At 69.1% G+C, this 13950-nt stretch carries 15 protein-coding genes; 3 read left to right on the top strand and 12 right to left on the bottom strand.

From position 1 onward, the window contains the following. Positions 1–45: 45 nt before the first annotated feature. Positions 46–708 carry an RlmE family RNA methyltransferase gene (locus IM787_RS10170; protein ID WP_193676558.1) on the bottom strand — a complete coding sequence of 221 codons (663 nt, stop codon included), beginning with the start codon at positions 706–708 and terminating at the stop codon, positions 46–48. Between the two features lie 32 nt (positions 709–740). Between IM787_RS10170 and IM787_RS10165 the strand changes: the two genes are divergently transcribed. Beyond that, the gene (locus tag IM787_RS10165) at positions 741–1214 is read left to right on the top strand and encodes a YhbY family RNA-binding protein (RefSeq protein WP_193676557.1); all 474 of its coding nucleotides are present in this window, start codon (positions 741–743) and stop codon (positions 1212–1214) included. Here IM787_RS10165 and IM787_RS10160 read toward each other — a convergent pair. From IM787_RS10160 to IM787_RS10130, 7 genes are all read right to left on the bottom strand, one after another. Beyond that, on the bottom strand, positions 1192–1620 hold the full coding sequence (locus IM787_RS10160) for a DUF4149 domain-containing protein (protein WP_193676556.1): 429 nt from the start codon (positions 1618–1620) through the stop codon (positions 1192–1194). The genes IM787_RS10165 and IM787_RS10160 overlap by 23 nt on opposite strands. A gap of 1 nt (position 1621) precedes the next feature. Further along, positions 1622–2098 (bottom strand): transcription elongation factor GreA, encoded by a 477-nt coding sequence (greA, locus tag IM787_RS10155; RefSeq protein WP_193676555.1) that lies wholly within the window; start codon positions 2096–2098, stop codon positions 1622–1624. An 81-nt stretch (positions 2099–2179) separates the two neighbouring features. Continuing rightward, positions 2180–5446 (bottom strand): carbamoyl-phosphate synthase large subunit, encoded by a 3267-nt coding sequence (carB, locus tag IM787_RS10150; protein ID WP_193676554.1) that lies wholly within the window; start codon positions 5444–5446, stop codon positions 2180–2182. A 2-nt stretch (positions 5447–5448) separates the two neighbouring features. Beyond that, positions 5449–6618, bottom strand: coding sequence for a glutamine-hydrolyzing carbamoyl-phosphate synthase small subunit (carA, locus tag IM787_RS10145; RefSeq protein WP_193676553.1), 1170 nt, complete (start codon positions 6616–6618; stop codon positions 5449–5451). A gap of 185 nt (positions 6619–6803) precedes the next feature. Next, positions 6804–7187 (bottom strand): hypothetical protein, encoded by a 384-nt coding sequence (locus IM787_RS10140; RefSeq protein ID WP_193676552.1) that lies wholly within the window; start codon positions 7185–7187, stop codon positions 6804–6806. After that, the gene (locus IM787_RS10135; RefSeq protein ID WP_193676551.1) at positions 7184–7495 is read right to left on the bottom strand and encodes a BON domain-containing protein; all 312 of its coding nucleotides are present in this window, start codon (positions 7493–7495) and stop codon (positions 7184–7186) included. The genes IM787_RS10140 and IM787_RS10135 overlap by 4 nt, the downstream gene beginning before the upstream one ends. A 46-nt stretch (positions 7496–7541) precedes the next feature. Then, on the bottom strand, positions 7542–8360 hold the full coding sequence (locus IM787_RS10130; protein ID WP_227494258.1) for a beta/gamma crystallin-related protein: 819 nt from the start codon (positions 8358–8360) through the stop codon (positions 7542–7544). A gap of 94 nt (positions 8361–8454) precedes the next feature. Here IM787_RS10130 and IM787_RS10125 point away from each other — a divergent pair, with 94 nt between their 5' ends. Continuing rightward, positions 8455–9174: a Crp/Fnr family transcriptional regulator gene (locus tag IM787_RS10125; RefSeq protein ID WP_193676549.1), complete on the top strand. Its 720-nt coding sequence runs from the start codon at positions 8455–8457 to the stop codon at positions 9172–9174. Between the two features lie 154 nt (positions 9175–9328). Beyond that, positions 9329–10555 (top strand): sensor histidine kinase, encoded by a 1227-nt coding sequence (locus IM787_RS10120; RefSeq protein WP_193676548.1) that lies wholly within the window; start codon positions 9329–9331, stop codon positions 10553–10555. Here IM787_RS10120 and IM787_RS10115 read toward each other — a convergent pair. Genes IM787_RS10115 through lpxA form a run of 4 tightly spaced genes read right to left on the bottom strand, consistent with a single transcriptional unit; the run spans position 10552 to position 13949 of the window. Continuing rightward, positions 10552–11340, bottom strand: a complete 789-nt coding sequence (locus IM787_RS10115; RefSeq protein ID WP_193676547.1) for a TrmH family RNA methyltransferase — start codon at positions 11338–11340, stop codon at positions 10552–10554. The two genes, IM787_RS10120 and IM787_RS10115, sit on opposite strands and share 4 nt — an antisense overlap. Beyond that, positions 11337–12047 (bottom strand): ribonuclease HII, encoded by a 711-nt coding sequence (rnhB, locus tag IM787_RS10110; RefSeq protein ID WP_193676546.1) that lies wholly within the window; start codon positions 12045–12047, stop codon positions 11337–11339. The genes IM787_RS10115 and rnhB overlap by 4 nt, the downstream gene beginning before the upstream one ends. Beyond that, complete coding sequence (gene lpxB, locus IM787_RS10105) at positions 12019–13158, bottom strand: lipid-A-disaccharide synthase (protein WP_193676545.1); 1140 nt, start codon at positions 13156–13158, stop codon at positions 12019–12021. Before lpxB ends, rnhB begins: the two co-directional genes overlap by 29 nt. After that, positions 13155–13949, bottom strand: coding sequence for an acyl-ACP--UDP-N-acetylglucosamine O-acyltransferase (gene lpxA, locus IM787_RS10100; protein WP_193676544.1), 795 nt, complete (start codon positions 13947–13949; stop codon positions 13155–13157). Before lpxA ends, lpxB begins: the two co-directional genes overlap by 4 nt. Position 13950 lies beyond the last annotated feature (1 nt).

Below are 13950 nucleotides of genomic sequence, written 5' to 3'. Positions count from 1 at the left end.
GAGCCACCTTGATGCCGGACAAACCCCCACGCCGCGGGGCTTTTGTCACGCCCTGGGCTTGGGGCCGATGCCGACCAGGAAGGTTTCCGACGACTTGTCGCGCGAAGCCTTGGGTTTGACCGGCTTCACGATGCGGAATTCTTGCTTGAACAGCTTCACCAGCTGGCTGTAGCCGCTGCCGTGAAATACTTTGCAGACGAGCGCGCCCTCGGGCTTCAGGTGGGCATGGGCGAACTCGATGGCGAGTTCCACGAGGTGTTCGATCCGGGCGGCATCGGAGGACGGGATGCCCGACAGGTTGGGCGCCATGTCCGAAACCACGGCGTCCACCTTGCGGCCGCCCAGGGCGGCGCCCAGTTCCGCGGCCGGCCCCGGCTCCCGGAAGTCGCCCTGGATGAAGGTGACGCCTTCCACCGGCTCCATGGGGAGGATGTCGAGGGCGAAGATCTGCCCCTCCAGCACCCCGGCGGCCGCGCCTTCCGGCGCCAGCCGGCGCCGCACGTACTGGCTCCAGGCGCCGGGCGCGGAACCGAGGTCGACCACCAGGTGGCCGGGCTTGATCAGCCCGAGCGCCTCGTCGATCTCCTTGAGCTTGTACGCGGCGCGGGCGCGGTAGCCCTCCTTCTGCGCAAGCTTCACATAGGGGTCGTTGACATGGTCGTTCAACCACGCCTTGTTGACCTTCTTGCTCTTCGTCTTGACTTTCATGTTCCTGTGCGCCGGCAACCGATAATACGGGGATGCCAGCAATCCAATTGAGTGTGGCCGAGCGCAAGGCGCATCGGGCCGAAGCCCATCACCTCGACCCCGTGGTGATGATCGGCAACGACGGCCTCACGCCCGCCGTCGTCAAGGAAACCGACGCCGCCCTGAACGCCCACGGCCTGATCAAGGTGCGCGTCCTCGGCGACGACCGGGAGGCCCGCGAGGCCATGTACCAGGAGCTGGCCGACAAGGTGAGCGCGGCCCCGATCCAGCACATCGGCAAACTGCTGGTCCTGTGGCGGCCGAAGCCGAAGAAGGTGAAGGCCGAGGACGAGGACCGCAAGCCGGGCCCGCGCGAGTTCAAGGTGGTCAAGAACTCCAGCCGCGGTGGCCAGCGGCCCGAGGTGAAGCGGGTGCGGGTGCTGGGCAACCAGCGGCTGACGACGGGGGGCATGGTCAAGAAGTCCAAGCCCAAGCAGAAGTCGGTCAAGAAGACGCGGACCGACTGAGCCCGCCCACCCGCCACAGCACCACCAGCGCGCACAGCCACTGCACGGCATAGAGGGCCGTGCCGGCGCTGTGCCACAGCTGCAGGTTCTCGCGCGCCTCGATCCGCGGCGCCACGGCGAACTGCTGCAGGAAGGCGCCCAGCATGCCGAGCAGCACGTAGACCAGCGCGCCCTGCGCCCAATCCATGCGCGGGGTGCCGTCCTGGCGCGCGCCCAGGAGCAGCAGGCCGGCGCAGGCCAGGCTGAGCCACGACTGCCCCTCGAAGAGCCGGGCGGCCAGGCTGCCGGCGATGCGGGGCGAATCCGCGTGGGCGAACAGCAAGGGAACGGCCAGGAAGCCGGTCGCCGTCAGGCTCCCCCACCACAGGGCGGAGGCGAGCAGCGGGAGCCGGGCCTTCCAGTCCACGTCAAATGTAGTGGACGGCGACGATTTCGTAGCGCTTGGTGCCGCCGGGCGCTTCCACCACCGCGACGTCGCCCTCTTCCTTGCCGATCAGCGCGCGGCCGATCGGGCTGGAAACGTTGATCAGGCCCTGCTTCAGGTCGGCCTCGTCCTCGCCGACGATCTGGTACTTCACCTTCTCGCCGCTGGTTTCCTCTTCCAGTTCGACCGTGGCGCCGAAGACCACCCGCCCACCGGCGTCGACGTTCGCCGGATCGATGATCTGCGCCGCCGCCAGCTTGCCCTCGATCTCCTGGATGCGGCCTTCGATGAAGCCCTGGCGGTCCTTGGCGGCGTCGTACTCGGCGTTCTCGGACAGGTCGCCCTGCGCGCGGGCCTCGGCGATCGCCTGGATCACGCCCGGGCGGTCCACCGTCTTCAGGCGGTGCAGTTCGGCCTTGAGCTTCTCGGCGCCGCGGGTGGTGATGGGGATGGTGGCCATGGGAAAGCGTCTCCTGCAAAAAGCAAACCGCCGAACGTTGCCGCCCGGCGGTTGTGGGTTGCCCCGATTATAAAACCGGCCTCAGGCCAGCTGGGCGTGCATTTCCTGCACCGAAATGACGTCCAGGTTGTCCATGGCGCGCATGCCTTCGACCGCGGCCTCCGCCCCGGCGATGGTCGTGAACGTCGTGACGCGCGCCAGCAGCGAGGAGGTGCGGATCGCCCGCGAATCGGCGATCGCGTTGCGGCGCTCCTCCACGGTGTTGATCACCATCACGATCTCGTTGTTCTTGATCATGTCGACCACGTGCGGGCGGCCTTCGGTGACCTTGTTGACCGTCTCGCAGGCGATGCCGGCGGCGGTGATGGCGGCGGCCGTGCCCTTGGTGGCGGCAATCGCGAAGCCCATCGCCGCCAGCTGGCGCGCGACTTCCACCGCGCGCGGCTTGTCGCTGTTCTTGACGGTCAGGAACACCTTGCCGGTGGACTTGCCGTTGGCGTCCAGCGGCCGCGGCAGGCGCTCGCCGGCGCCGAGCTGGGCCTTCACGAAGGCTTCGCCGAAGGTCTTGCCCACGCCCATCACCTCGCCGGTGGACTTCATCTCCGGCCCCAGGATGGTGTCCACGCCCGGGAACTTCACGAACGGGAACACCGCTTCCTTCACGCTGAAGTAAGGCGGCGTCACTTCCTGGCCGATGCCCTGCTTCTCCAGCGTCTGGCCGACCATGCAGCGCGCGGCGACCTTGGCCAGCTGGATGCCGGTGGCCTTGGACACGTAGGGCACGGTGCGCGAGGCGCGCGGGTTCACTTCGAGCACGAAGATGACGTCCTGGCCGTCCTTTTCCTGGATGGCGAACTGCACGTTCATCAGGCCGATCACGTTCAACGCCTTGGCCATGGCGGCGGTCTGGCGCTTGAGCTCGTCGACCGTCGCCTTCGACAGCGAATACGGCGGCAGGGAGCAGGCGGAGTCGCCCGAATGCACGCCGGCCTGCTCGATGTGCTCCATCACGCCGCCGATGAACACGTTGCCGGTGCCGTCGGCGATGCAGTCGACGTCGCATTCGACGGCGTCGTTCAGGAAGCGGTCCAGCAGCACCGGCGAGTCGTTGGAGACCTTCACGGCCTCGCGCATGTAGCGTTCGAGGTCGCGCTGCTCGTGCACGATCTCCATCGCCCGGCCGCCCAGCACGTAGCTCGGGCGCACCACCAGCGGGTAGCCCAGGGCCTCGGCCTTCTGCAGCGCCTCGGCTTCCGTCCGCGCGGTGGCGTTGGGCGGCTGGCGCAGGCCCAGTTCGTGCAGCAGCTTCTGGAAGCGCTCGCGGTCTTCCGCGGCGTCGATCATGTCCGGCGACGTGCCGATGATGGGCACGCCCTCGGCCTCCAGGCCCAGCGCCAGCTTCAGCGGCGTCTGGCCGCCGTACTGCACGATCACGCCGGTGGGCTTTTCCTTGTCGACGATCTCCAGCACGTCCTCGAGCGTCAGCGGCTCGAAGTACAGGCGGTCGGAGGTGTCGTAGTCGGTCGAGACCGTCTCGGGGTTGCAGTTGACCATGATGGTCTCGTAGCCGTCCTCGCGCAGGGCGAGCGCGGCGTGCACGCAGCAGTAGTCGAACTCGATGCCCTGGCCGATCCGGTTGGGCCCGCCGCCCAGAACCATGATCTTCTTCCGGTTCGTCGGCTCGGCCTCGCACTCTTCCTCGTAGGTCGAGTACATGTAGGCGGTATTGGTCGCGAACTCGGCGGCGCAGGTGTCCACGCGCTTGTAGACCGGGCGCACCCCCAGCTTCTTGCGCAGGTCGCGCACGGCCTTGTCGCTGGTCTTGAGCAGCTTGGCGAGGCGGCGGTCGCTGAAACCCTTGCGCTTGAGCGCGCGCATGGTGGCGGCGTCCAGCTGCTCCAGCGCCTTCGCGCCGTGCTTCTCGGCCACCTGGTCCAGCTCGAGTTCGATCTTCACGATCTCCTCGATCTGCACCAGGAACCACTTGTCGATCTTGGTCAGGTCGTAGACCTCGTCGACGCTCAGGCCCATGCCGAAAGCGTCGCCCACGTACCAGATGCGTTCGGGGCCGGGCTCGCCCAGCTCCTTTTCCAGCACCTCGCGGTCGGTGGTCTTCTGGTTCAGGCCGTCGACGCCGACTTCCAGGCCGCGCAGGGCCTTCTGGAAGGATTCCTGGAACGTGCGGCCCATCGCCATCACCTCGCCCACCGACTTCATCTGCGTGGTCAGGCGGTCGTTGGCGTCCTTGAACTTCTCGAAGGCGAAGCGCGGGATCTTGGTGACGACGTAGTCGATCGAGGGCTCGAACGACGCCGGCGTCGCGCCGCCGGTGATCTCGTTGCGCAGCTCGTCGAGCGTGTAGCCCACGGCCAGCTTGGCCGCGACCTTGGCGATCGGGAAGCCGGTGGCCTTGGAAGCCAGCGCCGAGGAGCGCGACACGCGCGGGTTCATCTCGATGACGATCATGCGACCGTCCTTCGGGTTGATCGAGAACTGCACGTTCGAGCCGCCGGTGTCCACGCCGATCTCGCGCAGCACCGCCAGCGAGGCGTCGCGCATGATCTGGTATTCCTTGTCGGTCAGCGTCTGGGCCGGCGCCACCGTGATCGAGTCGCCGGTGTGCACGCCCATCGGGTCCAGGTTCTCGATGGAGCAGACGATGATGCAGTTGTCCTTCTTGTCGCGGACCACCTCCATCTCGTACTCCTTCCATCCGAGCAGCGATTCCTCGATCAGCAGCTCGTTGGTGGGCGAGGCTTCCAGGCCGCGCTTGCAGATCACCTCGAACTCCTCGGAGTTGTAGGCGATGCCGCCGCCGGTGCCGCCCAGGGTGAAGCTGGGACGGATCACGGTGGGGAAGCCGACGGTCTTCTGCACCGCCCAGGCCTCGTCCATCGAATGCGCGATGCCCGAGCGCGCCGAGCCCAGCCCGATGCGCGTCATCGCGTCCTTGAACTTCAGCCGGTCCTCGGCCTTGTCGATGGCCTCGGGAGTGGCGCCGATCAGCTCGCACTTGTACTTGTGCAGCACGCCGTTGCGCCACAGGTCCAGCGCGCAGTTCAGCGCCGTCTGGCCGCCCATGGTCGGCAGGATCGCGTCCGGCCGTTCCTTGGCGATGATCTTCTCCACCGTCTGCCAGGTGATCGGCTCGATGTAGGTGACGTCGGCGGTGGCCGGGTCCGTCATGATCGTCGCCGGGTTGGAGTTGATCAGGATGACCTTGTAGCCCTCCTCGCGCAGCGCCTTGCAGGCCTGCACGCCGGAGTAGTCGAACTCGCACGCCTGGCCGATGATGATCGGGCCGGCGCCGATGATCAGGATCGATTTGATGTCTTGACGCTTCGGCATGATTACTTCTTCTTCTCGTCCATCAGACCCGTGAAGCGGTCGAACAGATAACCAATGTCGTGGGGCCCGGGAGAGGCCTCGGGATGTCCCTGGAAGCAGAACGCGGGCTTGTCGGTGCGGGCCAGGCCTTGCAGCGTGCCGTCGAACAGGCTCACGTGGGTCGCGCGCAGGTTGGCGGGCAGCGTCTTTTCGTCCACCGCGAAGCCGTGGTTCTGGCTGGTGATGCTCACGCGGCCGGAGTCGAGGTCCTTCACCGGATGGTTCGCGCCGTGGTGGCCGAAGGGCATCTTGTAGGTCTTCGCGCCGGAGGCCAGCGCCATGATCTGGTGGCCCAGGCAGATGCCGAAGGTGGGGTAGCCCGCCTCGATCAGCTCCTTGGTCGCCTCGATCGCGTAGTCGCAGGGCTCAGGGTCACCGGGGCCGTTGGACAGGAACACCCCATCGGGCTGGAGCTTCCTCACTTCGGCGGCGGGCGTCTTCGCCGGCACGACGGTGACCTTGCAGCCGCGCTCGGCCAGCATGCGCAGGATGTTCTTCTTCACGCCGTAGTCGAAGGCGACCACGTGGTACTTGGGGTTCTCCAGGTGGCCGTAGCCGGTGCCGAGCTGCCACTCGGTCTGGTCCCATTCGTACGGCTGCGTGACCGAGACGACCTTGGCCAGGTCGAGCCCCGCCATCGAAGCGACGGCGCGCGCCTTGGCCACGGCTTCGTCGACCATCGCCGGCGTCGCCTCCTGCCCCGGCTGCAACGCCAGGATGCAGCCGTTCTGCGCCCCCTTGCTGCGCAGGATGCGGGTGAGCTTGCGGGTGTCGATGTTGGCGATGCCGACCGTCTTTTCGCGCTCCAGGTACTGCTGCAGCGTCATGTCGGCGCGGAAGCTGGAGGCGATTAGCGGCAGGTCGCGGATGATCAGGCCGGCGGCATGGACCTGCGTCGCCTCGACGTCTTCGGCATTGACCCCGTAGTTGCCGATGTGGGGGTAGGTCAGCGTGACGATCTGCTGGCGGTAGCTCGGGTCGGTCAGGATTTCCTGGTAGCCGGTGAGCGCCGTGTTGAACACGACTTCGCCGGTGGTGGAGCCTGCGGCGCCGATCGAGTTGCCGATAAAGACCGTGCCGTCTGCGAGCGCCAGGATGGCGGGCGGGAAGGCTCCCTGAAGCGACGAAAGCACTGGGTTCTCCGGATGGTGACGGCACGCCCAGAACGCGATCGAAAGCGAGCTCTCGATGTTGCTTTTGTCGGGGGAGAGGCTGTGATGCGCTACGGGCGTGGGGTTTGCGGGAAAGCCGCTGATTATAGCCCGGGCAGGCATTCACCCTCTCCCCGCGGGGGAGAGGATGGCGGTGCCGGCCGCGCTCAGCGGACCGGGGTTTCCGTCTGCCGGATCTGTCCGCCGCCCTCGACGCTGCCGCTGGTGGAGCCGGCGCCGTGGATGCGCTGCACGCAGGCCTCGCGGTCGGCGGGCGGCTGCGCCTCGCAACGCTGCGTGGCGTTGCGCAGGAGGTCCGTGCCAGGCGGGGCGGCCAGGCCGCCGCGCCGCGCTTCGTCACGGGACGCTCCCGCTTCCTTCAGGCAAGTCGCCCTGTCCTGCTGCGTCTGCCCGCGCAGGCAGCGCGCGCGTTCCTGTTCGTAGGTGGCCTGCGGCTGGGACAGGCCCGGGTCGGCCGCCCAGGCAGGAGAGAGCCCGGCGGCCAGGGCCAGCAGGGCGCCGCCGCAGCGGCGCTGGAGGCCCGCGTTCACGGCCGCACCAGGATCTCGTTGCGCACCGAGCGGACGCCCGAGACGTTGCGGGCGATGCTTTCGGCCGTGGAGCGCTCGGTGTTGTTCTTGGCAAAGCCCGACAGCATCACGGCGCCATTGAGTGTCTCCACCTTGATGCTGGAGGCGTCGACATCGCGGTTGTCGACGAAGCGCGCCTTCACGGTGGAGCTGATGACGGTGTCGTCGACATAGGCGCCGACCGATTCCTGGCCGCGCGTGACGGCGCAGCCGGAAAGGACCAGGAAGGAGGCAGCGAGGGCTGCGGCGGCGAGTTGGCGATGGATCATGGGATGTCTTTCGAAGTCGATGGAAGAAAAGATGCGGCGCGCCCGTTCAGACGCGGGGTTCGCCGTTGCGGTTGACGGTCACCGTGCGGCCGGGCGCGGACGCCATCTGCACGCGGTGCTGCTGGCCGCGGAACTGGTAGGTCACGTCCCAGTAGCCGGGCGTGGCCTGGGCGGGGTTGCCGTCGCAGCGGCGCACGTCCTGCGCCACGGTCGCCGGTGCGTTGTGGCGCCCGACCTGCGCGCCGAGCGCCGCGCCACCGACGGCGCCGCCCACCGTGGCGATCTGCTGGCCGCTGCCGCCGCCGACCTGGTGGCCGAGGATGCCGCCGAGGATGGCGCCGACCGCCGCTCCGGGAAGGTTGAGGCTGCCCTGGGACGAGGGCTGCTGCGAGACCTGCTCGCGCTCGATCCAGCAACGCTGTTCCGGCGTGCCGACCACGGCGCGGGCCGAGGTCACGTCGGCCTGGAACAGGCGCTCGTCACGGCGCCGGCGGAAATCCTGCGTCACCACGGGCATCGGCGCGTAGTCCGCCTCCGCCACCTGGCGGCTCGCGGGCAAGGGACGGACCGAAGAGATGCGGTCGTTCAGGCCCATCGCGGTCAGCGAAGGGTACTGGCCGGGGCGCAGCACGGTGCAGCGGCCCTGGAAGCGGTCGTTCTCGCAGGCCTCCCAGCGCTGCCCGACGACGACGACGGAGGATGCGCGGTTGTCGAAGCCGGAACGCTCGAGGCTGCCGACGCGCTGCGGCGTGCTGTAGCTGCGGCCCTGGAAGCCGTCCTTCTCGTAGAAGGTCACCTGCGCGGCCGCCTGCGTGCCGAAGGCAAGCGCGGTGGTGGCGAGGACAAGGGCGATGGCTGTTTTCATGGGGGACCTCATTTCAGGCCGCAGAGTAAGCGCGTCCCGGCCCGCTGTCTGTCCGCCACCGTACGCACTCCTATACTCGAATGCACCCGAACGCATGGCGCCACTTCCCGACCCCCGACAGAACTGGCTCCTGGCCGCGCTGGGCGACGCCGAATGGGCACGCCTGGCGCCGCACCTGCAGCCGGTGATGCTCGCTTTGGGCCAGGTGCTCTACGACCCCGGCACCACGCCGTCGCACGTGGTCTTCCCCAGCACGGCGATCGTCTCGCTGCTCTACGTGATGGAGAACGGCGCCTCGGCCGAGATCGCCGTGGTCGGGAACGAGGGCCTGGTGGGCATCTCGCTGTTCATGGGCGGCCACTCCACCTCGAGCCAGGCCGTGGTGCAGGCGGCAGGAGAAGGCTTCCGGCTGCCCGCCGCCATGCTGATGGAAGAGTTCAACCGCGGCGGGGCCGTGCTGCACCTGCTGCTGCGGTACACGCAGGCGCTGATCACGCAGATGGCGCAGACGTCCGTCTGCAACCGCCACCACGCGCTCGACCAGCAGCTGTGCCGCTGGCTGCTGCTGACGCTCGACCGCCTGCGGTCCACCGAGGTGGTGATGACGCAGGACCTGCTGTCCACCATCCTGGGCGTGCGCCGCGCCAGCATCAGCGACGCGGCCGGGCAGCTGCAGCGCGACGGCGTGGTGCGCTACGAACGCGGCCGCATCTCCGTGCTCGACCGTCCCGCGCTGGAACGCCGCTCCTGCGAGTGCTACGCCGTCGTGAAGAAGGAGTACGACCGGCTGCTGCCGGACATCGAGGCCACCTGAGTCCGCCTTTGCCGCGGCTTCACGCGGCACCGCCCTGCGGTGCCGCCGAAAGGCCTACACTCGCGCCTCCACTGACTCGGCTTCCCTAGTGCCTCAAGCCGATGGGCGCCAGCCCGCGTCAACCTGCATCCGCACCGCCAGCGAGGTGCCCCCCATGCAACTCCCTCCCCTGCGACTCGCCTGGTCTTCCGCCCGGCGCCGCCTCGCCGCCTTCCCGGCCGCCAATGCGGGCCCCGGCGACCCACCTCCGCGTCCGCGCCTGGGCGATTTCCTCCGCAGCCACGCCGCCGAGATCCTGGCCCAATGGGACGAATTCGCGGCCACCGTGCGCCACCAGGGCCCGGCGCTGGACGCCGCGTCCCTGCGCGACCACGCCGCCGAGATCCTGAGCACCATCGCCACCGACCTGGGGCAACCGCAGTCGGCCGCCCAGCAGGACGCCAAGGGCAAGGGCAAGGCGCCTGCGGACAGCCATCGCACGCCCGCCGAAACGCATGCCGATTTCCGCCGGGCGGCGGGGTTCGCCGTCGACGCGATGATCACCGAGTACCGCGCGCTGCGCGCCAGCGTGCTGAAGATCTGGGCCAAGGAAGGCGGAGGCAGCACGCCGCAGGACCTGGAGGACCTCACGCGCTTCAACGAAGCCGTCGACCAGTCGATCGCCGAGTCCGTGGGCCGCTACACGCGCCACACGCGATCGTCGACCGAACTGTTCATCGGCATCCTCGGCCACGACATCCGCAACCCGCTGGGGACCATCGTGCTGAGCACCGAAGCGCTGGTGCGCTCCGGCCAGCTGACCCGCGAAGCCGCCACGCCCATCGCCAACGCCGCCGCGCGCATCAAGTCCATCATCGAGCAGACCGTGGACTTCACGCGTGCCCAGACGCAGGGCGCCATGCCGGTGACGCGGGTCCCGGGCAACCTCGCCGCCCAGGTGGCGAAGGTCGTGCAGGAGACGCAGGTGCGCTTTCCCGCGCGCACGCTCGACTTCCAGAGCTCGGGCCAGTTCGACGGCTGCTGGGACGAGGGGCGCATCGGGCAGCTGCTGTCCAACCTCCTGGGCAACGCATTCCTCTACGGCTCGCGCGAGACGGCCGTCACGGTCAAGATGTGGGCCACCGCGGACGAGGTGTGCTTCTCCGTGCACAACCACGGCGCGGCCATCCCGCCGCAGGACCGCGAGCGCATCTTCCAGCCCCTGGAGCGGGGTGTGCAGAACACCTTCGGCCTCGAGCGGCGGGAGCCCACCGGCCTGGGCCTGGGCCTGTACATCTGCCGCGAGATCGTCCTCGCGCACGGCGGCCGGCTGGAGGTCGACTCCAGCCCGGCCGACGGCACCACCTTCACCGTGGCCCTGCCCCGTGCGCAGCCTGCCTAGCCCGCGCGCGCGGCGCCTGCAACCGCGCTGGCGTGCAGGCAGATCGCTGCCGCCGCTGCCACGTTCAGCGATTCCTCCCCGCCGGGCTGCGCGATCCGCAGGTGCCGTGCCGCCCGCGCCGACAGGGCTGCACTGACGCCCTGCCCCTCGTGGCCGAACACCCAGGCGCACGGCCAGGGCAGCTGCGCCTGGTGCAGGAAATCGCCCTGGTGCGAACTGGTGGCGAGCAGGGGGACCTGAAGGGCGGCGAGCGCGTCGGGCGCCAGGCCTTCCAGCAAGGCCAGCCCGAAATGCGCACCCATGCCGGCGCGCAGGACCTTGGGGCTCCAGAGCGCCGCGGTGCCCTTGATGGCGACGACCTGGCGGAAGCCGAAGGCGGCGGCGCTGCGCAGGATGGTGCCCACGTTGCCGGCGTCCTGCAGGCCGTCCAGCACCACCGTCGGCGCGTCCGGCTGGAGCACCGCGGCCGCCGGCAGCGGCAGCACGAAACCCATGCGCGCCGGCGACTCCAGCCCGCTGATCGACGCGAACAGCGTGTCCTCGACGACCACCGCCTTGCCGCCGGCGTCCTGCCAGTCGTGCCCCGAGGCATCCCAAAAGCTGGCCTGGAACACCGCATGGCTCGGGCGCTGGCCGCGCTGCATGGCGGCGCGGCACAGGTGGTCTCCTTCGAGCCAGGCGCGTCCCTGCTTGCGATAGGCGCCGCTGTCCTGCGCCAGCCGGCGCAGGTCCTTCAGCAGCGCGTTGTCGCGCGAGGTGATGAACTGCGGTTCCGCGGAGGTCACTGGACCTGCACGGCAACCATTCCGCCGCCCGCGACGGGGAACTGCGCCGCCACCGGCGCGAAATGCCGACGGTGATGGACGCAGGGACCATGCACGCGCAAGGCCTCGAGGTGCTCCGGCGTGCTGTACCCCTTGTGCGCCGCGAAGCCGTACTGCGGGAACTGCTCGTGCAGTTCCACCAGCATGCGGTCGCGCGTGACCTTCGCCAGGATGGAGGCCGCGGAGATCGACTTGACCTTGGCGTCGCCGTCCACGATGGCCTCGGACAGGATGCCCAGCTGCGGCAGCCGGTTGCCGTCGACCAGCACCTTGACGGGCTTCAGGCGCAGGCCTTCCACCGCGCGCTTCATCGCCAGCATCGTGGCGTGGAAGATGTTGAGCGTGTCGATCTCGTCGACGGTCGCCAGGCCGACCGAGCAGCACAGCGCCCGTTCGCGGATCTTGTCGTACAGCTTTTCGCGCTGCAGCGGCGTGAGCACCTTGGAGTCGGCCAGGCCGAGGATGCGCTTCTTGTCGTCCAGGATGACGGCGGCGGCGACCACGGGCCCCGCGAGCGGGCCGCGGCCCGCTTCGTCGACCCCCGCATGCAGGCCGACGGGTTCGGGGAACACGAGCGGCACCTGGCGCGGCCGGGCCACGCGCGTCCGGATCGTGGTCGTCCGGATGGTCCTGTCCGTCTCAGGCAGCGAGGACTTTTTCGATGGCATCGGTGGCGAGTTGGGCGGTGTCGCGCTTCAGCGTGTGGTGCAGCGAGACGAACTTCTCGCGCACCGCCCGCATTCTGGCAGGACTGTCCAGCCAATCGCGCAGAGCGCCCGCGAGCAACCGGGGTTTGGCGTTGGACTGCAGCAACTCCGGCACGACGAAATCCCCGCACAGGATGTTGGGCAGCCCGACCCAGGGCTGCAGGTGCCGCGGCTTCATCAGCAGGTACGTGAGCCAGTGCGTGTGGTACGAGATCACCATCGGCCGCTTGAACAGGGCCGCTTCCAGCGTCGCCGTGCCGCTGGCGACCAGCGCCACGTCGCAGGCCGCCAGCGCCGCGTGCGACTGGCCGGTGACGATGTTCAGGTGCCGGGGCGAAGGGCCGGAGCGCGCCAGCTGGCTGATGCGGGACTGCAGCGCCGGCAGGGCGGGCAGCACGAACCACGCGCCCGGCCGCTGCTGCTGCAGGACCGCGGCCGCGGCCAGGAAACGCGGGGCCATGGCCTCCACCTCGGAGGCGCGGCTGCCGGGAAGGAGCGCGATGACCTCGCCCGTCGCCGGGACGCCCAGGGCCGTCCGCGCCGCGGCCTTGTCGGGCTCCATCGGGATCACGCTGGCCAGCGGATGGCCGACGTAGGTGGCGGCCACGCCGTGCCTGGCCAGCAGCTCGGGCTCGAACGGGAAGACGCACAGCACGTGGTCGCAGCTGCGCTGTAGCTTCTCCACCCGCTTCATGCGCCAGGCCCAGATTGAAGGGCAGACGAAATGCACGGTCGGGATGCCCGACTTGCGCAGCTGCTCCTCCAGGCCGAGGTTGAAGTCGGGGGCGTCGACGCCGATGAAGACGTCGGGCCGCTCCCTCAGCAGGCGGTCGCGCAGCTGGTCGCGGATGCCGACGATCTCGCGGTACTGGCGCAGCACCTCCACGTAGCCGCGCACCGCCAGCTTCTCGTAGGGCCATTGCGGCTGGAAGCCCTGGCGCGCCATCTGCGGCCCGCCGATCCCGGTGGACTGAAGCCCGGGCCAGCGCTGGCGCATGCCCTGCAGCAGCAGGCCGGCCAGCAGGTCGCCGGAAGCCTCGCCGGCGACCAGCGCCGCGCGCGGGCCGCTCATCTCACAATGCCGCGGTCGGGCCCCACACGGCCGAGGAAATCCAGCATCAGCTGGACCTCCGCCTGCGCATCGGGAATCGTCTGCGTGAGCGTGGCGATCTGCGCCTTCGCCTGCTCCAGCGTCAGGCCGTCGCGGTACAAGGCCTTGTGCATCGCCTTCACGGCGGAGATGCGCTCGGGCGAGAAGCCGCGCCGGCGCAGGCCCTCGAAGTTCATGGAGCGCGCGCGGGCGGGCTGGCCTTCGCTCATGACGAAGGGCGGCTGGTGCGCCAGCAGCGACGAGCCCAGCCCCGTCATGCCGTGCGCGCCGATGCGCACGAACTGGTGCACCGTGGTGAACCCGCCCAGGATCACCCAGTCGCCGACCTCGACATGGCCGGCGAGCTGCGCGTTGTTGGCGAAGGTCGTGTGGTTCCCCACCAGGCAGTCGTGCGCCAGGTGGGTGTAGGCCATCATCCAGTTGTCGTTGCCCAGGCGGGTGATGCCGCCGCCCTGCACGGTGCCCACGTTGAAGGTGGTGAACTCGCGGATGACGTTGCGGTCGCCGATCACCAGCTCGGTCGGCTCGCCCTTGTACTTCTTGTCCTGGTTGGCCGCGCCCAGCGAGGCGAACTGGAAGATGCGGTTGTCGCGGCCGATGGTGGTGCGGCCCTCGATCACCACATGGCCCGCCACCGTGGTGCCGGCGCCGATCTTCACGTGCGGGCCGATCAGGGTGTACGGCCCGACGGTGACGCTCGCGTCGATCTCCGCGCCGGGATCGACGATGGCGGTCGGGTGGATGTTCGCCATG

It is taken from the genome of Ramlibacter pallidus, assembly GCF_015070875.1.
Classification (GTDB): Bacteria; Pseudomonadota; Gammaproteobacteria; order Burkholderiales; family Burkholderiaceae_C; genus Ramlibacter; species Ramlibacter pallidus.
The sequence above is the reverse complement of the archived record's forward strand: the minus strand, read 5'-3'. Positions and strand labels throughout refer to the sequence as shown.